The organism is Gilliamella sp. Pra-s52 (assembly GCF_009795805.1).
Lineage (GTDB): Bacteria > Pseudomonadota > Gammaproteobacteria > Enterobacterales > Orbaceae > Gilliamella.
Genome location: NZ_WTEY01000002.1, coordinates 227,870 through 249,979 on the forward strand (window position 1 = coordinate 227,870; position 22,110 = coordinate 249,979).

At 35.2% G+C, this 22,110-nt stretch carries 17 protein-coding genes and 3 pseudogenes; 3 read left to right on the top strand and 17 right to left on the bottom strand.

The features are described from left to right. Window positions 1-58: 58 nt before the first annotated feature. The 11 genes and pseudogenes from gorA to ribH form a co-directional block, all read right to left on the bottom strand. Window positions 59-1,411 carry a glutathione-disulfide reductase gene (gene gorA, locus GQ594_RS03215; protein WP_160401332.1) on the bottom strand — a complete coding sequence of 451 codons (1,353 nt, stop codon included), beginning with the start codon at window positions 1,409-1,411 and terminating at the stop codon, window positions 59-61. A gap of 301 nt (window positions 1,412-1,712) precedes the next feature. Beyond that, complete coding sequence (hldE, locus tag GQ594_RS03220; RefSeq protein WP_160411409.1) at window positions 1,713-3,137, bottom strand: bifunctional D-glycero-beta-D-manno-heptose-7-phosphate kinase/D-glycero-beta-D-manno-heptose 1-phosphate adenylyltransferase HldE; 1,425 nt, start codon at window positions 3,135-3,137, stop codon at window positions 1,713-1,715. A 47-nt stretch (window positions 3,138-3,184) separates the two neighbouring features. Beyond that, window positions 3,185-3,952 (bottom strand): twin-arginine translocase subunit TatC, encoded by a 768-nt coding sequence (tatC, locus tag GQ594_RS03225; RefSeq protein ID WP_160401334.1) that lies wholly within the window; start codon window positions 3,950-3,952, stop codon window positions 3,185-3,187. A 59-nt stretch (window positions 3,953-4,011) separates the two neighbouring features. Further along, window positions 4,012-4,305, bottom strand: a pseudogene (tatB, locus tag GQ594_RS03230) (Sec-independent protein translocase protein TatB); the annotation flags it as partial. Window positions 4,306-4,308: 3 nt separating this feature from the next. Then, complete coding sequence (tatA, locus tag GQ594_RS12385; protein WP_160401364.1) at window positions 4,309-4,530, bottom strand: twin-arginine translocase TatA/TatE family subunit; 222 nt, start codon at window positions 4,528-4,530, stop codon at window positions 4,309-4,311. Window positions 4,531-4,627: 97 nt separating this feature from the next. Next, the gene (gene ubiB, locus GQ594_RS03240; protein WP_160411411.1) at window positions 4,628-6,169 is read right to left on the bottom strand and encodes a ubiquinone biosynthesis regulatory protein kinase UbiB; all 1,542 of its coding nucleotides are present in this window, start codon (window positions 6,167-6,169) and stop codon (window positions 4,628-4,630) included. 14 nt (window positions 6,170-6,183) lie between these two features. Beyond that, window positions 6,184-6,960 carry a bifunctional demethylmenaquinone methyltransferase/2-methoxy-6-polyprenyl-1,4-benzoquinol methylase UbiE gene (ubiE, locus tag GQ594_RS03245; protein ID WP_160411412.1) on the bottom strand — a complete coding sequence of 259 codons (777 nt, stop codon included), beginning with the start codon at window positions 6,958-6,960 and terminating at the stop codon, window positions 6,184-6,186. 61 nt (window positions 6,961-7,021) lie between these two features. After that, window positions 7,022-7,981 (bottom strand): annotated as a pseudogene (gene nadR / locus GQ594_RS03250) (multifunctional transcriptional regulator/nicotinamide-nucleotide adenylyltransferase/ribosylnicotinamide kinase NadR); the annotation flags it as partial. Window positions 7,982-8,116: 135 nt separating this feature from the next. Next, entirely contained in the window at window positions 8,117-9,172 is a 1,056-nt protein-coding gene (locus GQ594_RS03255) for a TrmH family RNA methyltransferase (protein WP_160411414.1), read from the bottom strand. Between the two features lie 21 nt (window positions 9,173-9,193). Continuing rightward, window positions 9,194-9,604, bottom strand: a complete 411-nt coding sequence (gene nusB / locus GQ594_RS03260) for a transcription antitermination factor NusB (RefSeq protein WP_160401365.1) — start codon at window positions 9,602-9,604, stop codon at window positions 9,194-9,196. Window positions 9,605-9,617: 13 nt separating this feature from the next. Beyond that, window positions 9,618-10,088 carry a 6,7-dimethyl-8-ribityllumazine synthase gene (ribH, locus tag GQ594_RS03265; protein WP_160411415.1) on the bottom strand — a complete coding sequence of 157 codons (471 nt, stop codon included), beginning with the start codon at window positions 10,086-10,088 and terminating at the stop codon, window positions 9,618-9,620. Between the two features lie 391 nt (window positions 10,089-10,479). On the opposite strand from ribH, the gene lpcA reads away from it, so the two are divergent. Together lpcA and GQ594_RS03275 are read left to right on the top strand one after the other, a co-directional pair. Next, window positions 10,480-11,058, top strand: a complete 579-nt coding sequence (gene lpcA / locus GQ594_RS03270) for a D-sedoheptulose 7-phosphate isomerase (protein ID WP_160401341.1) — start codon at window positions 10,480-10,482, stop codon at window positions 11,056-11,058. A 1-nt stretch (window position 11,059) separates the two neighbouring features. Next, window positions 11,060-11,839, top strand: a complete 780-nt coding sequence (locus GQ594_RS03275) for a class II glutamine amidotransferase (RefSeq protein ID WP_160411416.1) — start codon at window positions 11,060-11,062, stop codon at window positions 11,837-11,839. Here the strand turns inward: GQ594_RS03275 and mdtH are convergent. The 6 genes and pseudogenes from mdtH to pncB form a co-directional block, all read right to left on the bottom strand. Then, window positions 11,817-13,027, bottom strand: a pseudogene (gene mdtH / locus GQ594_RS03280) (multidrug efflux MFS transporter MdtH). The gene GQ594_RS03275 and the pseudogene mdtH overlap by 23 nt on opposite strands. Then, the gene (locus tag GQ594_RS03285) at window positions 13,028-13,486 is read right to left on the bottom strand and encodes a methylglyoxal synthase (RefSeq protein ID WP_160411417.1); all 459 of its coding nucleotides are present in this window, start codon (window positions 13,484-13,486) and stop codon (window positions 13,028-13,030) included. It lies immediately after the preceding pseudogene. 135 nt (window positions 13,487-13,621) lie between these two features. Continuing rightward, entirely contained in the window at window positions 13,622-14,767 is a 1,146-nt protein-coding gene (locus GQ594_RS03290) for a porin (protein WP_160411418.1), read from the bottom strand. Between the two features lie 301 nt (window positions 14,768-15,068). Further along, a complete protein-coding gene (locus GQ594_RS03295; protein WP_160411419.1) occupies window positions 15,069-16,238 on the bottom strand; it encodes a porin in 1,170 nt (389 codons plus the stop codon). A gap of 285 nt (window positions 16,239-16,523) precedes the next feature. Further along, window positions 16,524-17,927 carry an asparagine--tRNA ligase gene (gene asnS / locus GQ594_RS03300; protein WP_160411420.1) on the bottom strand — a complete coding sequence of 468 codons (1,404 nt, stop codon included), beginning with the start codon at window positions 17,925-17,927 and terminating at the stop codon, window positions 16,524-16,526. Between the two features lie 157 nt (window positions 17,928-18,084). Then, window positions 18,085-19,278 (bottom strand): nicotinate phosphoribosyltransferase, encoded by a 1,194-nt coding sequence (gene pncB / locus GQ594_RS03305; RefSeq protein WP_160411421.1) that lies wholly within the window; start codon window positions 19,276-19,278, stop codon window positions 18,085-18,087. Between the two features lie 155 nt (window positions 19,279-19,433). On the opposite strand from pncB, the gene pepN reads away from it, so the two are divergent. Beyond that, window positions 19,434-22,067, top strand: coding sequence for an aminopeptidase N (pepN, locus tag GQ594_RS03310; protein ID WP_160411422.1), 2,634 nt, complete (start codon window positions 19,434-19,436; stop codon window positions 22,065-22,067). The last annotated feature ends 43 nt before the right edge of the window (window positions 22,068-22,110 follow it).

Below are 22,110 nucleotides of genomic sequence, written 5' to 3' on the forward strand. Positions count from 1 at the left end.
AAAAATAAAAAAAACAGGACAATTGCCTGCTTTTTTTATTTTTACAATCATAATTAAATTAGCGCATAGTCACAAATTCTTCAGCTGCAGTTGGGTGAATAGCAACGGTATTATCAAAGTCTTTTTTCGTTGCACCCATTTTTAGTGCTACCGCAAAGCCTTGTAACATTTCGTCCATGCCATAACCAATACCATGAATGCCAACAATTTTTTCATTATCCCCGACACAGACTAATTTCATTCTACATGGTTGACGGTGCGTTGTTACTGCGGTGTACATAGCAGTAAAAGTGGAGGTATAAACTTTGACATTTTGTTTACCAAATTGCTGTACAGCTTCTGGTTCAGTTAAGCCCACAGTTCCAATAGCTGGGTGAGTAAATACCACTGTTGGAATATTATTATAGTCTAAATGTTCGTCAGGTTTATTGTTAAAAAGTCTTTCTGATAAGCGGCGACCAGCTGCAACAGCAACAGGTGTTAGTGCTAGAGCCCCTGTGTCATCACCAACAGAATAAATACCTGACACATTGGTGTTTTGGTATTTATCTACGATAACAAAGCCTTTATTATCAACATGAATACCTGCTGCATTTAAGTTCATATCCTCTGTTGCTGGCTGACGACCTATCGCCCAAATAAGGCAATCTACAGTGTAAGTTTCACCATTTTCTAGCGTTAGAGTTAATGATTCATCACTATTTTTAGTAACAGATTTTGGAATGGCAAAAGTGTGAAGTTGTTGCCCTTCTGTTTTAATGACTTCCATTAAGGTTTCAATAATTAATGGATCAAAAGTGCGCAATGGTGTGGCATGGCGAATAAATTGGTGCGTTTGCGCGCCAAGTGCATGCAGTACGCTGGCAATTTCACAAGCAATATAGCCAGCCCCAACAACAGCAACCCGTTTAGGTAATGCGTTTAGCGCAAAAAAACCATCCGATGTAATACCATATTCCGCGCCAGGGATATTAGGAATGGTTGGTTTTCCACCAACAGCGATCAATATGTGATCGGCACTATACTGCTGACCATTGACTTCAACAGTATGAGCATCAACAAATTTAGCATAACCTTGAATCACATCAACGTTATTATTAGTCAGCACACGATCATAAGATTGGTGAATTCGATCAATATAAGCGCTTCGACTGGCAATTAATTTATCCCAGCTAAATTGATTAATAGTCGTATCAAAACCATAATCAGGTCCATAATGATTAATAGCTTCAGCTATTTGCGCCCCATACCACATCACTTTTTTTGGAACACAGCCAACGTTAACACATGTGCCACCTAATAATTTTGCTTCAATAATCGCACACTTTTTGCCATAAGACGCAGCTCGGTTAACTGATGCTATCCCCCCACTACCACCACCAATGGCGATATAATCATAATGTTTGGTCATTAAATATCCTCTGTACTGATTTTTCTATATTGTGTAATAGCTTTGCATAAAGTGAATAATAAAAAAAGTGTTAATTTTTAAATTTAATGATAGTTATTAACGATTGATTATACAATAACTGATATCGCTTCTTTTATTAAAGATGTGATTAACGTTGTGCGTGTTTTTTGATGACTTTCTAATTTGCTTTAAAGTGCTATTAAAATAAGAAGATAAACAACTGAGTTTTGCGGTTTTAAAACAGATCGGTTACTTGTTATCGGTTACTTATTGAAGTAACCGATTTGCTTGATAGTCGTATTTAGCGATTTTTGATTGCATTAATAATATTGGTCGTTGAGCAACCATCTTCAAAATTAAGCACTTTAACGCTTCCGCCAGCCGCAATAACTTCTTTACCCCCAGCAATATCTTCGGGTTTATAGTCGCCACCTTTGACTAAGACATCAGGTAAGATATTAGCAATGAGTCGTTGTGGGGTTTCTTCTTCAAATGGAACAACCCAATCAACCGAATCAAGTGCACCTAGTACAATCATTCGTTGCATGAGTGGGTTAATTGGTCTTGATTCGCCTTTTAGTTTTTTAACCGAGGCATCGCTATTTACTGCAACAATTAGTCGATCACCAAGTTTTCGAGCATTTGCTAAATAAGAGACATGTCCGGCATGTAAAATATCAAAACAACCATTAGTCATGACAATTTTTTCGCCACGCATTCGTGCTTTTTTGACTTCTTCTTTTAGCTCGTCTTCGCTCATAACGCCAAAACCATCATCAGCTCGAGCGCGGATGGCATTTTCTAGTTCGACTTGTGAAACGGTCGATGTACCAAGTTTGCCCACAACCACACCCGCTGCGGCATTGGCTAAAAAGCAGCTTTCTTCTAAAGACTGCCCAGCAGCTAAGGCTGCGGCTAATGTCGCAATGACGGTATCGCCTGCACCAGTGACATCAAAGACTTCTTTGGCTTGAGTTGGCAGGTGGTAAATCGGTTTGTTTAATTGGAGTAGTGTCATGCCCTTTTCACTACGCGTGACAAGCAAGGCTTTGAGATCATACTTTTTGATAAGTTGATAACCTTTTTCGATAATCTCTTCTTCATTTTGGCAATGCCCAACTACCGCTTCAAATTCAGTCATGTTTGGTGTTAATAATGTTGCATCACGGTAACGCTCAAAATCGGTACCTTTTGGGTCAACTAAAATTGGCACATTGGCTTGATTTGCCAGCTTAATCATTGCTTGAACTGCTGATAATGCACCTTTGGCATAATCCGACAGAACTAATACTTTATTGGTCTTCAAGGCTGTTTGAATACGTTCAAGAATAGGCGCAGGCTCGACATTGCCAAAACCTTCTTCAAAATCAATTCGGATCAGTTGTTGATTGCGTGATAAGACCCGCAGTTTGGTAATGGTTGGGTGAGTTGAAACAGAAACAAAATCACATTGTACTTTGTGTTTACTTAACTGTTCATCAAGAATTTTAGCTGGTTCATCAATCCCAGTTAATCCAATCAATCGTGCATTACCACAAAGTGAAGTAATATTCATTGCAACATTGGCTGCACCACCGGGTCTTTCTTCTAGAGAGTCTATTTTAACTACAGGTACTGGGGCTTCGGGTGATATGCGGTTAGTTCCCCCATACCAATAGCGATCTAACATAATATCGCCAACAACTAATACATTGGCACAATTAAAATCTGGTAATGATGTTTTCATTATCAATACTTATCCTTTACTTATCATTTTAATCACTATTCCCTTATTTATTGTTCATTGTTTGAGTCATGATAATACTCATCATCATTGTCCTTTTTGCGTGGTTGATAGAACCTTGCAAAAAAAGTACCAATTTCAAACAGTAAACAGATAGGTACAGCTAATAATATTTGTGAAAATACATCGGGTGGTGTAACAAACATGGCAATAGCAAATACACCAACAATAATATATGGGCGTTTTTTACGTAAACTTTTAGGTGTAGTGATACCTGTCCAGCAGATTAAAATAATCGCAACAGGTACTTCAAAAGCAAAACCAAATACCACAAAAAGAGTCATAACAAAATCAAGGTATTTGGTAATGTCGGTGTTGATTGCTACGTCAATCGGTGCGGTATGAATAAAAAAGTAAAATGCTAGTGGAAACACCACAAAGTAAGCAAACGCTATACCCATATAAAAAAGGATCGTGCTTGATACAATTAAAGGCATAACCAAGCGTCTTTCGTGTTGGTAAAGTGCTGGTGCAATAAAGCCCCAAATTTGGTATAACACATACGGTATAGAGATGAATATTGCCACCACTGCAGTCAGTTTAATCGGTGTAAAAAATGGCGCAGCAATATCGGTTGCGATCATACTACTACCTTGAGGTAACTGGCTAATGAGCGGATTTGCCACAATATGATAAATATCATTAGAAAAATAGAGCAAACAGGCTAAGACCAGCAAAATACAGATGATTGAGCGTAGAAGCCGTGTTCTAAGTTCAACAAGATGCCCAATTAATGGTTGAGTAGCGTCGTCTGTCATGATTTTTTATCTGAATGTGTTTGTGAATCAACTTGTGTTTGTGGTTCGATTTGCGTTGCCGAGTTGATTTCATTTTTTAATGATTCTGTTACACGTTTCAAGTCATCAATAGATTCTTGAATTTCTGGCGTAAGCGTAGTTAACCCACTTTGTTCAGCTTTTTTCAGGCTATCTTGTAATTCTTGTAATTTTAGTTCTTTATTTAATTCTAACTGTACCGTGGCTGACATTCGGCGTAATACTTTTATCCACCCTGCCACTGTTTTTATTGCAATAGGCAATCGTTCTGGCCCTAATACCACCAGACCAATAATTAATACTAATAATAATTGCCCAAAGCTGATATCAAACACGGGTTACTCTTCTTTGTTATTATTGGTATTAGTATCAGATGATTCGGTATTTTCGATTTTTTGTGAATTACCACTATCTTTTTTACCGTCATCATCACTCATCGCTTTTTTAAAACCTTTAATTGACTCACCAAGATCTGAGCCTAATGAACGTAATTTTTTTGTTCCGAATAATAATACGACTACAGCTATTAATATGAGTAGTTGCGGTAAGCTTGGCATCATGATGATTGTCTCCAATGGTGGTATTAAACCAAATTATACACGTAAATTATAATATTCCAAATATGTCCAACTTAATGTGTATTGTTAGTGTCCCGTTTTAATTGGCTATCAGTATAGTAATACATAAAACACAAACTAATCCAAGTATTCCATGTAAGTTTCGTTCACGTTTTTTGCTTCGCTGTAATTGTTGTTCAATTTGCTTTAGCTGTACATTCATCTGTTTGGTGATGCGTTCGTAATTGTTTAATTTATCTGGTAATTGAGGCAATATATTGCGCCATTTAGGTAGTGCTCCCCAAGCTTGTTGTAGTATCTTTTTTGCGCTGTATTTATCTTGATACCACTCTTCTAAAAATGGTTTTGCCGTTTGCCATAAATCAAGTTCAGGATAAAGCTGACGACCAAGTCCTTCAATATAAAAGAGCGTTTTTTCAAGAAGGGTAAGTTGGGGTTGAATATCCATTTCAAATTGCCCTGCTACTTGAAATAATTGCAGTAAAATTTGTGAAAATGAGATTTCAGCCAGTGGTTTGGCAAATATAGGTTCACAAACATTGCGCATTGCCATTTCGAGAGCAATGACATCAGTATTTGCAGGAACCCAACCTGATGCAATATAAGTTTCAGCTATTTTTTGATAATCTCGATTAAAAAATGCTAAGAAATTTTCAGCAAGGTAGTGCTGGTCGTCATTGCTCAATATACCAACAATGGCACAATCAATGCCAATATAGCGTGGATTTTGTGGATCGGTAATATCAACAAAAATATTACCGGGATGCATATCAGCGTGGAAAAAGTTATCACGAAAAACTTGAGTAAAAAAGGTTTGAACACCTCGTTCAGCAAGTAATTTCATATTAACATTATGTTGTTTAAGTAAGTCAATATCGGCAATTGGTACACCTTTAATACGTTCTTCAACTATAATAGTTTTTCGACATAAATCTTGGTATACATAAGGAATATATAAAACATCGCTATTGATAAAATTGTTACGCAATCTAGCTGTGTTATAAGCTTCTTTGCGTAGATCTAACTCTTTTAATAGCGTTATTTCATAATCATGCACGATTTCAACCGCGCGTAATCTTTCGCCTGATTTTATTCGTTTTGTAAATTGGTTGGCAACCCAATACATTAAACCAATATCGGCTTGGATAACAGATAAAATATTAGGCCGCAAAACTTTGATAACAACCTCGGCCTGACTAGACTTTAATATCGCAGTGTGAACTTGTGCAATTGATGCTGATGCGAGTGGTTTCTCGTCAAAATCACTGAAATAATAATCAATTGGTTTTTCTAATGCTTGTTCAATCAGGTGTTTGGCAATTTTTCCATCAAAAGGATCAACTTGATCTTGTAATTTAGCTAAAGCATTTGCTATGTCTTTCGGTAAAACATCGCGCCGAGTTGAGAGCATTTGCCCAAATTTGATCCAAACTGGTCCTAACTCTTGCAATGCTTGCCGTAAACGCTCACCAATTTCTTGATGTTTTGCTTTAGGTCTAATCCAAAAAAGACAGAATAACAAAGTGCGAAGCCATTTTGATGAACGGTGTTTAGGTAACAGTTCATTTAATTGATAAGCTCGAAATACGGTTAATATTTTAAAAATTCGAAAGAATGTCATTATGTTTCATCGCATCAAAATTTAAAGCCAGTATGTAATGCTACAATGCCACCAGTCATATTGTGATATTTCACATCAACAAATCCAGCATCTTCCATCATTTTTTTCAATGTATTTTGATCTGGATGCATACGAATCGATTCGGCTAAATAGCGATAACTTTCAGAATCATTTGCTACAATTTTACCCATTAGCGGTAACATGGTAAATGAATAAAGATCATAGGCTTTATTTAAAATTTGATATTGTGGTTTAGAAAATTCAAGAATTAATAAACGCCCACCCGGCTTCAATACACGCCACATAGAGCGTAAGGCTTTTTCTTTATCGGTCACATTGCGTAAACCAAATGAAATAGTGATACAATCAAAATAGTTATCAGCAAAAGGAAGTTCTTCAGCATTTGCTTGTACATATTCAATATTTTTAATTAAGCCTTTGTCGCGTAATTTATCTCGCCCAACTTTTAACATTGATTCGTTAATATCGGCTAAAATAACTAATCCATCATCGCCAACAAGTTGTGAAAATTTTGCAGTTAAATCACCTGTGCCACCAGCAAGGTCTAAAACTTTTTGACCTTTGCGCACACTACTATATTCAATGGTGATTTTTTTCCAAATTCGATGGATACCAAATGACATGAGATCATTCATGACATCATATTTATCAGCAACTGAGTGAAATACTTCAGCCACACGTTTTACTTTTTCTTGTTTGGGTACTTGTGTGTAACCAAAATCAATGTTTTCTTGGTCTGTGTTGTCTGATTTATCAGAAGATTGAGACATAAAATTTACCTAGCACAAATATTTAGCTTATTTTAACACAAGCCATCATAAATGTGATGAACTAAATCAATAATGCTTCAACCTTCTTTGAAATTGTTTCAAAATATTCCAGTTGGGAGCATTGCTGTTTTAAGTCTTTTTCGTGAATAACCAAATCAAAATGATAACTGTCTTTAAGAGCTTTTAAAACTTCATTTTCTTTTTCAAAGATTTGGTTGTAATACTGCGCTAATGTTTCAAAATCAATTGAGGTAAAAACAAGTTTATTCGCAGTTTCAACTGCTTTTGATAGTCGTTCAACATGTAGCATTGCAATTTTAATATAATCGGATTCACTCAAATAACGCTTGTTATGAAAAATTGAGATTTCTCGCTCAATATAATTAATATAACCATTTGACACATAATTAGTATTATAAATATTAGCAAGTTGAATAGGTAAGTCACAAAATCTATTTTGACCAATAATAGCCACTTTTTTAACAAAAAAAGGCTTTGCCGATTGCGCAATAAATAACCAGTTTTTATAGGGGTTTTCACGGATTTGTGTGGCACTGATATTCATAAAGTGCCGATCAGCATCAACAATGGAAACTGAACAACCAAAATAGTGTTCATGGTTTTTGACATCTTGAGGTTCACTAGTAAAAATAACATCGGGAGTTATTTTATGCTCAGCAAGGATGTGCTTAACACGATCACTCCAATCTTGCCATCCATTAGGGTAAAACTCAATGCCAGCTTCATCAAGAACATGAATATGAATATTGTGGCGATCTTTAAATGTTTCTTTTAACCACGAAAAGCGATCACTAACTTGAGGTTGTTTAGAAAGTCGGCTTTTATTAAATAGTTGTTTATCTCGTGATGCTTCACAACCAAGTAAAATATGCAACTCATCAACTTGGCTTGCAGCTTTTTCAATTAAATAAATATGACCACAATGTAAAGGATAAAACTTACCAAAAATTAAACCAACTTTATATTTAGACAACATAACTGCTACCGACATATTTAAATACTTGCTTACACACTCTACAGAAAAAAAATCCTATTTCTAATCAAATGATGCTATTGATATTAATCATCGATGAAAAATAACGTTATTATCTTTCTCATTAGTTAATCTAATGAGAAAGATAAAATGTACGAATATTTACTTTTGCAAATTTGATAATAAAATACCCGTTGCTACTGAAATATTAAGTGCCGGCATATTTTCATTACCTTGTAAATGCAAGATGACATCAGCATGATTAACCAACTTCATATTGATTTGCTGAAAAATAACCAAAGCTACTTTTTGGTTAAATCGGGTTTTATGCAATTCGGTAGATGCAATGGATTTTATCTGACAAGGCAATAGCGCAACAACTTGGTAACCATGTTGTTTAAGCATATCAATTGAGGCAATAAAATCGTCACTTTTAATTGCTGCAACGGCTTCTATTCCACCTTCGGCTACTCGCATAGCTGAGCCACTATCAAGTAAATTGGTTTGGCGTAACATAACACCATTAACACCATAAAAAGCTGCACTTCGCATTAATCCACCTAGATTATGAGGATTGTTGACATCGTCAATCGCTAAAATACAATCATGATCTTTATCACGATTGCTTTCTAAATAATCCAATAATGTAAGTGGCGCGCGCTTTTTAACAATTAAACAGACACCACCATGGTGCGGCGTTTCGGTTATTTTATTCAATTGTTCATTTGTAACAACGTCATAGCCTAAACGTTGCTGAACTAACCAGTTGATTAATTCCTTAAACTGATAAGTCATTTCTTGAACAATAAATAATTTAATAATGGCTGTGCGTCGATGTTTGAAAACCGCTTTACAGCTATTTTCACTATAGACTAATGTCTCTTCTTTGCGTTGACGATAGCCATCATAACCAAATGTGGGGGTTTGGTCATTTGCACGCACTTTTTTCTGCCATGGTGAACCATTGTCAATAGCTAGTTGAGATTGATTAAGTTCAACTGTAAAACGTTTTTTGACAAACTTTGTTTCGTCATTCTTAGGTTTAAACGTTTCAATACGGTCATTACGATCACGTTTAGACTTAAACTGAGATGAATTATCCTTACGCTTACCTTTCCACGCTATGGGCTTTTCTTGAGCTGAGCGAGAATGCTTTTTAGGTTCACTATTTTTAGCATAAAAAATAGTTGGTTTGCTTTTTTCGGTATTGTCGTTCATATCAATCTCACTATTAATCGATTATCGCGTACGAATAGTTGGGGCGATTTTATCTAATACACCATTAACAAATTTATGGCTGTCAGCTGCACCAAACGTTTTTGTGAGATCGATAGCTTCGTTAATCACAACTTTATAAGGTACATCTTGACGTTTCATTAATTCGTACAGCGCAATTCTAAGTATCGCTAATTCAATTTGACCTAATTCGTCAACAGTACGTTCTGTAAGGTATGGTGTCATTTTGACATCTAATTCGGCGGTATTTTTTGCCACACCGTTTAATAATTCACGAAAGTACTTGGCATCAACACCTTTCATATCTTGTTCTGCAATAAAGCTGGACTCAACATCAGCAAGATCGTTTTTAGAAACTTGCCAAGAGTAAATTGCTTGTACCGCACACTCTCTTGCTCGACGACGAGGATTAATTAATGCCACTAAATTACTCCTTAATTGCTTTAATAATATTTAGCATTTCCAGTGCAGTTAATGCCGCTTCCGCACCTTTATTACCTGCTTTAGTGCCTGCACGTTCAATGGCCTGTTCGATACTTTCAGTAGTTAAAATACCAAATCCAACAGGAATTGTGTTATCTAAGCTTGCACTTAATAAACCTGAACTTGATTCACCAGCAACAAAATCAAAATGTGCAGTGCTTCCACGAATAACCGTACCTAATGCCACAATTGCATCATATTTTTTTGACTGTGCAGCTACTTTTGCGGCAAGTGGAATTTCATAAGCACCAGGAACCCAGATAACCGTAATATTTTTATCATCGACCTGCCCAATACGTGTTAATGCATCAATTGCACCACTGACTAGGCTATCATTAATAAAATGATTAAAACGTGCCACCACAATTGCAATTTTAGCTTTCGGCGCAGCTACTTTACCTTCAATTGTTTGCATATCAATTCCTTATTGATTCTATTTTAAATGCTATTTCACTTTTTTATAAGCGAAAAATACTCATTAAATTGTATCACGAATTAAAGACTTATCCTATTGGCAAATAGCGTTACGACCAAGTTATATACAAGATATTATTTAAAAAAAATGCAAAGAATTTCACTATTGTAAAAACAACGCTTGTTAACATTAAAATTAATTTAAATTTTGTTGTCATTTTGTTTTTTATTAATAGTAACAATTTTAGTTTATTTTTATTTCGATATTCTTTTTTATACTTAAACACATGCTTTTTTGAAAATATTGTTCAAAATTGGGAATTTTATTTTATTACTTGCAAGCTATTTGGAACGAATTAAAATGGTATATAAATTTATTGAGGAGAATAGTAGTGTACATTAACAATATTCGTAATGAGTTAAACCAAGCTATTGATGTGTTAACTCAATTTGTTTCGGATGATAAAAACCTTGAACAGATTCAACAAGCAGCAATTTTAATTGCAGATTCATTTAAACAAGGCGGCAAAGTTCTTTCATGTGGCAATGGTGGTTCTCATTGTGATGCAATGCATTTTGCTGAAGAATTAACAGGGCGTTATCGTGATAACCGTCCAGCTTACCCAGCGATAGCAATATCTGATGTAAGTCATATTTCTTGTGTTGGTAATGATTATGGGTTTGATAATATTTTTTCTCGTTATGTTGAGGGAGTTGGGCAAAAAGGCGATGTGCTTTTGGGTATTTCAACTTCTGGTAATTCAACCAATGTTCTTAAAGCAATTGAAATAGCAAAACAAAAAGGAATGAAAATCATTACATTAACAGGTAAAGATGGTGGTAAGATGAATGGGCTTGCCGATGTTGATATTCGTGTTCCACACTTTGGTTATGCTGATCGTGTGCAAGAGATTCACATCAAAGTTATTCATATTCTTATTATGCTTATTGAAAAAGAGATGGCTAAATAATATGTGCGAATTATTGGGTATGAGCGCCAATGTGCCAACCGATATTTGTTTTAGTTTTACAAGCCTAATAAAACGTGGTGGGGACAAAGGTCCTCACAAAGATGGCTGGGGAATTACTTTTTATGAAGGTAAAGGCTGCCGAACATTTAAAGATCCAGAGCCTTGTTGCCATTCGATAATTGCGAAAATGGTTAAAGATTACCCAATAAAATCTAAAGCGGTGATTGCTCATATTCGACAAGCAAACCGTGGCGGTGTTGCACTTGAAAATACCCATCCATTCACCCGCGAGCTTTGGGGAAGAAACTGGACTTTTGCGCACAATGGACAACTAACCAATTACCAAGATTTAGATACAGGTCTATTTCAACCAGTTGGAGAAACCGATAGCGAATATGCTTTTTGTTATTTAATTAATCAATTACAACAAAAATATTCGCAAAAACCTAGCGATGATCTTGAGTTGTTTAATTTTATCAAACAATGCGCTAATCAACTAAGTCAACTAGGTATTTTTAATATGCTACTGTCCGATGGGCAATATGTTTTTGCCTACTGCACAACAAATTTACACTGGATCACCCGTAAAGCACCATTTGGTAAAGCAAAATTACTGGATGAAGATGTTGAAATTGATTTTCAACAACATACTACTCCTAATGATATCGTGACTATTATTTCTACGCTACCATTAACATCCAATGAAACATGGCATAAACTCAATACTAGTGAAGCGATTCTATTTAAAGGTGGTGAAATTAGCCAATCTTTTTCATTTTAGAGTATCGTATTGGAGGCTCATTTTTAAATTGATATTGCAAATAACTTAATGTTAATAATCCAATTATAGTCAGTACTATCCAAGGAATATGTGGAAACCCTATTTTTATTGCTACATCATATAACCAGCCCGCACCTGTATAACCAATAAATCCACCTAAGGCGAGCCCTAAACGGCTAAACCTCATATAGCTACCTTTTGCTTTTGGGTTACTGAGCATTGTTGATAAGGTTTCTCGTGCTGGTTCAGCTATAATAGCGCCAAAATAAAAGAGCGCAATAAGCGATAATAATATTAATAATTGTGTGGTAAAACCAATAATAATAAAGGCCATTGACATCAAAAATAGACCAAATTTGAGACGCTGATCTAACCTGAAACGTTTTTCACTCCAACGAGCAAGAGGATAAAGAAGTAAAAGTGAAATCCCAGCTTGAATTGCATACATCCATTTTACATAACTAGGACTACCTGATACGCTTGTAATTGTTAAAGGCAACATTAACATAATTTGTACCCACAACACATAATACCCCGTTAACGTAAGAACATAACGTGTAAACTTCTTATCTTTTATAACCATTTTCATACCGCTAATAATAGGCGTTTTGCCAATAGCAATATGATAAGCAGGCAGAAAAAAGATATTAAAAATACCACATAAGAAAAAAATAAAAGCGCCACACCAACAGACTAAATGGAAGTCATAATCAATTAAAATACCACCAATAAGGGCACCAATAACAGCACCAGCGTTATCTTGTATCATCATAATGATATAAATTTACCACGCTCGTGAGGGCGCGTAAATTTAATCGTCAACCCCATTCTAGGCGGATCAAACAGTAATCCTCCTAACGCTGAAAATAAACAAGAAAGTAATAATAACCAAGGATTGCTAGCAATTGCCATAAAAATAAAACCAACACAACGTAAAAACAGGCCAGCAACAATCATAGGTTTTGCACCAAAACGATCAGCAATAGCGCCACCAATAATACCAAAACCTTGTTGTACAAATTGCCTAAATCCTAAGGCAAAACCAACAAATAAAGCACTCCAACCCACTTGGCTAACAAAATGAGTGGATACAAGTGGAAAAACAACATAAAAACCTAAGACAATAAACAAATTATCAAGCAGCAGTATTTGTCTGCCAGTTTTACGTATTTGAGATGGTATTGGCATTTATTTGATTCTTTCAGCTAAATATCTTTGATAATCAGGTATCTCAATGTCAACTTCCTGCGTAAAAATAGAAGATTGAATTAATGCGTTAGCTGTAGCTTGATTAGTAGCAACAGGAATATTCCAAACCGTTGATAACCGTAAAAGTGCTTTGACATCGGGATCATGAGGCACCGCATTAAGTGGATCCCAAAAGAAGATTAAAATATCAATTTTACCTTCAGCAATTAAAGCACCTATTTGCTGATCGCCCCCCATAGGACCACTAAGCATTGGCGTGATATTTAGCCCTATTTCTTGCTTTATTAATGTTCCAGTGGTACCCGTGCCACATAAATTATGACGAGAAAGTTCCTCACGATTTTTTCTGCACCAATTAAGTAAAGAGTCTTTCAAATGATCGTGGGCAACTAAAGCAATATTCTTTTTAGCTGGCAATTTGCGTGTGGTATAAAGCATTATTATTATCCTGATTTATTATTATTTTTATAATTTTTTAACAGAGTATTAGTTAAAGTGCAAGAAATATTTAATTTGTAAAAGATAATAAAAAAGGCACCGAAGTGCCTTTGTAATATACCAAAATTTAATCAATTAAAATTGATAAATTAAACCAAGTGCCACTGTATCTTTGGTTGTGCCATTGATTTGTGATTTTGTAAATGAACCATCTTCATATAAAGCACGACGAGCACCAATGTCATTTTTATCTAACAAGTTGATTTTATAATCGATAATAGCTTGTAGATTTTTGTTAAAGTCGTAGGTTAAACCAACATCAACATATTTAGCTAAATCATTACCTTTAAGTCCTGCATCACTTGAATAACTAGATGCATCCTTAACTTTATGTTGGATATAAGCAACTGATGGTGTTAAACGTCCTACTTCAAAGTCAATGCCATATTGAGCAACAAGTTCATAACCTTTGGTTTTTAAGTCATTAGCACGGTGAATAGATGATGCATTATCCCAACCATATTTTTGCTTGCCTTGAATATATAATGCCGCTAAATAAAGGTTGGCGTTATTATATTTTACACCTGCAGACCATGCTTTAGCATCTTTATGACCACCAGTTTGAGCATAACCAGCACCAACTGATAACCCCGTATCAAGCACATCCCAATCAACAACTGAACCCCATGCTTCAGCACTATCATTTTTATCATCATCACGCACATGGTTATTTAAATAACTAGTTGAGCTATTATCACCATTATCCGCATATTGAACAGCAAAACGTAAACCATTTGCTAAACCAAAGAAATCTGAATTACGATAAGTAGCAACGGCTTTTGTTCGAGCGGTTAACGCATAAAGATCATTATTTGAAGCATCACCACCAAATTCTGGTAAAACATCAGTATAAGACGTTAATGTTTTTAACACACCATCATTGCGACCATAGTCGAATGAACCAAAATCACCAAGGTTCAAACCCGCAAATGCATAACGCACTTCATTATCGGAATTAGTACCTGTTTTAGCTTCGTATTCCCAACGACCGTAACCCGTTATGCCGTCAGTTACTTGAGTTTGACCTGACATACCTAAACGTGCTGTAGTGTTATCACCTTCACCAGTTTGATTATTACGATCAGTGATATAATTTAATGCATAAACTCGACCATAAAAGTCGACTTTATTACCATCTTTATTCCACACTTCGATAGAAGCGCTTGCAGCACCTGCAACTAAAAGCACAGGAATAGCGATTGCTAATAGATTACGTTTCATTTTTACCCTCATAGGTATTTTATGTTATTAAAGATGCAAATTACTTTGCTTTGGTTTAATAAATAATTGTTAACAAATAACAATTATATTATTACTGTGACATCTATTTTTATTAGATAAAATAGATCTTATTGTACATATTGCTTATTTAACAATAATAATTAGATTAATTCTGCGAATTTACGATTATTTTAATACTTAATGTAAAATATTTTAATAACAAAATGTGCTTTTGGTTTGAAAGAGATTTAAGAGATAAAAAAAGGCACCTAGGTGCCTTTTTTAAGATATTAAGAAACAATTAGAATTGGTAAATTAAACCAACACCTAACACGTCTTTAGTACCTGGTTTATTCAAGTGACGATCACGCTGAGTTTTTGTATTATCTGCTGCACCGATATCTTTACGATCAAGAAGATTGAATTTATATTCAACAATCGCACTAAAGTTTTTGTTTAAATCATAAGTCGCACCTAAAGATACATACTTAACTTCTGGTGAATTGAAACCTCTGTATTTCCAAAGGTAACCATATTTAGAAAAATTATCATAATCAGTAGATTTTAATTTGTGTTGGACATAAGCTAAAGATGGAGTTAAACGACCAACCTCAAGATCAATACCATATTGAGCAACTAATTCAAATCCTCTGACTTTCAAATCAGTGTTTCTCAAATAATAATCTTTATCATTTACTGAATCATGATAATAAGTAGCAAGGCTATTCTTCAGTTTGCTTTGAAAGTAGTTAGCTGCTAAATATAGATTGTAGTTATCATATTTAAGACCACCAGCCCAAGTACTTTGACGATCATTGCTGTTTGAAGTTTGAGCATAACCCGCACCAGCAGTTAAACCGCTGTCAAAAATATTCCATTGAATATTTGCACCATAGGCTTCACGAGATTCGCCTCTGATAGAGTCTTGTCTATATTTATTTGAGTTATCACCATTATCAGCATATTGTAATGCAAAGCTTAAATCGTCAGTTAAACCGAAGAAGTTGTTGTTACGATAAGTTGCAACTGCTTTAGTACGAGCTGAAAGAACATGCCAATCATTATTTGATGCATCACCACCAAATTCTGGTAATACGTCAGTATAAGCAGTAATTGCTTTTAACACACCGTCATTACGACCATAATCGAATGAACCAGCATCACCAAAATTTAAACCAGCAAATGCATAACGCACTTCATTATCAGAATTTTTACCCGCTTTCGCTTCGTATTCCCAACGACCATAGCCAGTTACGCTATCAGTAATTTGAGTTTGACCTGACATACCTAAACGAGCTGAAGTATCATCACCTTCGCCTTTTTGACCACGATCAGTGATATGGTTAGCTGCTTTTACTCGACCGTAAAAATCAACTTTATTACCGTCTTTGTTCCAAACTTCGATAGATGCATTTGCACCAGCTGCAACTAAAAGTGCAGGGATAGCGATTGCTAATAGATTACGTTTCATTTTTTACCCTCATGGTTATTTTTTTAAAAAGACACATCCCATAAGTTTAGTGTCATTTTTGTTTAAAAATTCTTCATCCGAAAGATAATTATATTTAGATTATCTTTATTCACTTTTTACAGTATCGTAAATTATGTATAAATTTTTTCTAAAATCAAGCGAACTTTTAATTAAATGTGATGTCTAACCCCAAATTCAATCCTGTTAGATTATTTTTTAATCGATTAAAGATTAAAATTTGTTAATTTTTAATTCTAATCAAACTTGGGAGGACTTTCGATTAAATTAAAAATTGGCATTACGTGGCGTTCTTGGGAACGGGATTACGTCGCGTACATTTTGCACACCAGTCACATAAACAATTAAACGTTCAAAACCAAGACCAAATCCCGAATGTGGCACTGTACCATAACGACGTAAATCACGATACCACCAGTAATCTTCTTTTTTGAGCCCTAATTCATCCATGCGTTTATCTAACATATCTAGACGCTCTTCACGTTGTGAGCCACCAATGATTTCACCAATTCCTGGGGCTAATACATCCATTGCTGCTACCGTTTTACCGTCATCATTCATTCGCATATAAAACGCTTTAATGTCTTTAGGGTAGTTTTTAACAACTACTGGTGCTTTAAAATGTTGTTCAGCTAAATAACGTTCGTGTTCTGATGCTAAATCAATTCCCCAACTGACTGGATTTTCAAACTTAGCATCACAGTTTTGTAATATTGTGATAGCGTCAGTGTAATCCACTTGCGCAAAATCAGCTTTAATAAAGTTTTCAAGTCGATTAATGGCTTCTTTATCGACATGCTGAGCAAAAAATTGCATATCATCAGCTCGTTTTTCTAGAACGGCTTTAAAAACATATTTGAGCATATCTTCGGCAAGCTTAGCGTTATCATCTAGATTAGCGAACGCTACTTCAGGTTCCATCATCCAAAACTCGGCTAAATGGCGCGTAGTATTTGAGTTCTCTGCCCTAAATGTTGGACCAAAAGTATACACTTTAGAAAGCGCACAAGCATAAGTTTCAGCATTTAATTGCCCAGAAACAGTTAAAAACGCTTCTTTACCAAAAAAATCTTTATCAAAATCGACTTTACCATTATCTGATTTAGGAAGATTTAATAGATCAAGCGTTGAAACGCGAAACATTTCACCCGCGCCTTCAGTATCAGACGCGGTAATAATTGGGGTAGATAGCCAAAAAAAGCCACGTTCATCAAAAAACTGATGAATTGCTTGCGCAAGCGTATGGCGCACACGCGTTATGGCACCAACAATATTGGTTCTTGCACGTAAGTGTGCTACTTCTCGAAGATATTCAATAGAGTGACGTTTTGCTGCCATTGGGTAGGTTTCTGGGTCATCAACAAACCCATATACTTCTACTTGCGTTGCTTGCAGCTCATATTGTTGACCTTGACCCGGTGATTCAACCACTTTACCGGTGACTTTAACCGAACAACCTGCCGTTAAACGTAAAACATCTTGCTCATAATTAGGAAGATCTTTTTCAATAACGGCTTGGATAGGATCAAAGCAAGAACCGTCATAAACAGCCAAAAATGAAATACCGGCTTTAGAATCACGTCGAGTTCTTACCCAACCTTGAACAGAAATTGTGCTACCAACAGCAATTTTGCCTTGTAACACATCAACAATAGATGCAACTGAGTTCATTTTAATTATCCATCTCTACATTAATTAATTTGTTTAAGTCATATTTAAGTAATATAAATATATTCTAAGGTTTATTCCGTAACTAAATGGAATTAGTCAATAAGAAAATCTTTATCACTGATTTTTTATTTTAATATTAATAATAGGCTAATGATTATCAATATTTAACACTAAAAGTTCGTTTTAATTCATCAATAAAAGCTAAATCTTGAGATATGGTTTTACCAGGACTGTCTGATAATTTAGCAACGGATTGATTATTACACTCTGTTAATTTGATGACAATATTCAATGCTTTCGTATTGGCCTCTTTAGAGGGAATATCGCAAGCTAAAAAACCACCTACACCAAAAGATAATTTTACCCGATGATTAAAATGCCGATAAATATTAAGTGCCTTATCAAAATTTAAACTGTCTGAAAATACTAATAATTTTGTTTTAGGATCGATACCTAACTGCTGATAATGGGCTATTGCCTTTTCACCCCATTGAATTGAATCACCTGAATCATGACGCAATCCTTGATAATGCGAAGCAAAATGAAGATCAAAATCCCGTAAAAATGCATCCATCGTAATACAATCAGTTAAAGCAACGCCCAAATCATCGTGATATTCATCTAACCAAACCTGCAATGCATTTTTTTGGCAATCCTCTAAATTCGGACTTAAACGCTGATGTGCTTGAAACCATTCATGCGCTTGTGTTCCAACCGGCGTAAGTCCTAAACGATAAGCAAGCAAATAATTACTCGTACTATGAAAATTAGTAAAATGATTTTTCAAATAACCAACAACTGCCTCTTGTACCGCAAACGAATAACGCCTACGTGTACCAAAGTCCATTAAATTAAAGTTCGACATATCCATATCGGCTGTCTGTTCATTAAATAACGTTAATTTATCTTTTAGTCGGGCAAGTGCCTCGGGAACGCCAATATTTGGCGATCGAGCTTTATGCACAATTTCGCTAATTACAGCAAGTAATGGCACTTCCCATAAAATAACATCTAACCACTTACCTTCAATACGAATAACTAGCAAGCCTTCTTGATTTTCAATTGTCAGTAACTCACTATTAAAACGCCAATTTTTGAGCCAATTCAAATAATCAGGTTTAAAAAAAGGCATACGAGATAAATACTCAAACTCATCATCTAAAAGTGATAACGATTCCATTAATTTAACTTGATGAGTTATCTCATCAGCATATTTCCCCAATAAATCATCGCTACGACAACGGAACTCTGCTGTTACTGTTGCATTTGGATAGTGATGAAAAACAGCTTGTTGCATATGCAGTTTATAAGCATCTGTGTCTAATAGTGATGTAATTATCGCTGGTAACATGTGGCTTTATTGTTAATACTCTAATTAAAATGTCAAAGATTATAGCAGAATAATAATGAAGATATAGATTAATTATATAATAAGATTATTTTTAATCGGTTATACTATTAACCAGATAAAACTTGAACAAAGTATAAATAAAAGGCTCTATAATAATGAACACAACTACAACTCAATCTCAACCAAAGGCAAAATATCGTCTAGATTATCAAGCCCCCGATTTTACTATTACTGACATTGATCTTGATTTTGATTTAGCCCCTGAAATAACAACCGTTACAGCACGTAGTCATGTAATTCGAAAAAATAATAACGTTAATGATCTTATTTTAGATGGTGAAGATCTGAAATTGATTTCTGTTAATATCGATGAGCAACCGTGGCATGATTATCAAATCACAAAAACAGGATTGCTGATTCAAGGTGTTCCCGCAGAATTTACTTTAACAATTGTTAATGAAATCAAGCCCATTGATAATACCGCACTTGAAGGATTATATGTATCAGGCGAAGCGCTTTGTACACAATGTGAAGCCGAAGGATTTCGACATATCACTTATTACCTTGATAGACCCGATGTATTAGCTCGGTTTTCAACACGCATCACCGCCAATAAACAACACTACCCTTACCTACTTTCAAATGGAAATCGTGTAGCACAAGGCGATCTATCTGATGGACGACACTGGGTACAATGGCAAGATCCGTTTCCAAAACCCGCTTATTTGTTTGCACTAGTTGCTGGTGATTTTGATATTTTAAAAGATCAGTTTATTACACAATCAAAACGTAAAGTTGATTTAGAAATTTATGTTGATAAAGGTAATTTAGAACGCTCACATTGGGCAATGACCAGTTTAAAAAATGCCATGCGTTGGGACGAAACGCGTTTTGGACTTGAATACGACTTAGATATCTTTATGATTGTTGCGGTTGATTTTTTCAATATGGGCGCGATGGAAAACAAAGGTTTGAATATCTTTAATTCAAAATATGTACTTGCCAAACCACAAACCGCAACAGATGATGATTATCTTGGTATTGAAGGCGTGATTGGTCATGAATATTTCCATAACTGGACAGGCAATCGAGTCACTTGCCGAGACTGGTTTCAACTCGGTCTAAAAGAAGGCTTAACTGTATTCCGTGATCAAGAGTTTAGTGCCGACCTAGGTTCAAGGGCCGTTAAACGAATTGATGACGTAAAACTGATGCGAACCGTGCAATTTGCCGAAGATGCTAGCCCGATGTCTCACCCTATTCGCCCCGATCAAGTTATCGAAATGAACAATTTTTACACGGTTACAGTGTATGAAAAAGGTGCTGAAGTTATTCGCATGATGCATACATTATTAGGTGAAGACAAATTCCAAGCAGGCATGAAACTTTATTTTAAGCGCCATGATGGTAGCGCCGCAACTTGTGATGATTTTGTTTCTGCCATGCAAGATGCTTCTGGTATCGATTTAAGTCAATTTAAATTGTGGTATAGCCAATCAGGTACTCCTGAATTAACGGTAACTGATAGTTATGATGAAAAAACTCAACAATACACCTTAACAGTTGAGCAATGTACAAAGCCAACACAAGATCAGCAGCAAAAACAAGCCTTACATATTCCTCTTGATATTGAATTATACAAAAAAAATGGCGATATTATTGCATTGCAACATCAAGGTAAGCCTGTTCAGCATGTTTTAAATGTAACCAAGGAAAAACAGCAGTTTGTATTTGACAATGTCAGTGAAAAACCAATTATTTCATTATTACGTGATTTTTCAGCTCCTGTAAAATTACACTATGATTACCAAGATAATGACCTAATTTTTTTAATGCAACATGCCACTAATGCATTTAGTCGCTATGATGCAGCACAAATGTTACTGGTCAAATATGTCAGAATAAATGTCCACAATTACCAACAAAATAAAAAGCAAATATTGCCAGAAGTTGTCATTGACGCTTTTAGAGCTGTGTTACTTTCTGATTCAATCGATCCTGCATTAATTGCTCAAATATTAACGCTCCCATCTGAAAACGAATTAGCGAATTTATTTACTGTGGTTGATCCGATTGCTATTCATCAAGTACGTTTGTTTTTCTTAACACAATTTGCCAATCAACTTTATGATGAGTTATTAGCAGTTTACTACCACAATAAAACAACACAATATCATATTGAACATATTGAAATTGCCAAACGCTCACTTAAAAATTGTTGTTTATCTTTACTTGGATATGCTGATAATAAAACGCAAATTAATTCACTTGTTACTCAACAATATCACCAATCCAATAATATGACCGATTGTTTAGCTGCCTTGAGTATAGCTGTAAAAGCTGAACTTGATTGTCGAACTGAGTTATTGGTTAACTTTGATGACAAATGGCATCAAGATGGACTTGTTATGGACAAATGGTTAACACTAAACGCAACAAGCCCAGAAAAGAATGTTCTTGCTACCGTGAAAAAATTATTAACTCACCGCTCATTTACACTCAGTAACCCAAATCGGATTCGTGCATTAATTGGAGCTTTTGTAAATAATAATCCTGTGGCATTTCACGCTGAAGATGGCAGTGGTTATCAATTTTTAGTTGAGATTCTCATTGAGTTAAACCAAAAAAACCCTCAAGTTGCCGCAAGACTTATCGATCCATTGATTCGATTAAAACGTTATGACGAAAATCGCCAAAAACAAATGCGACAATCACTCGAAGCATTACTAAAAATCGAAAATCTTTCTAAAGATTTATATGAAAAAATCAATAAAGCGTTAGAGGCATAATCTAAAACCGATCATCCTGTTAATTACTAACAGGGTGATCTTT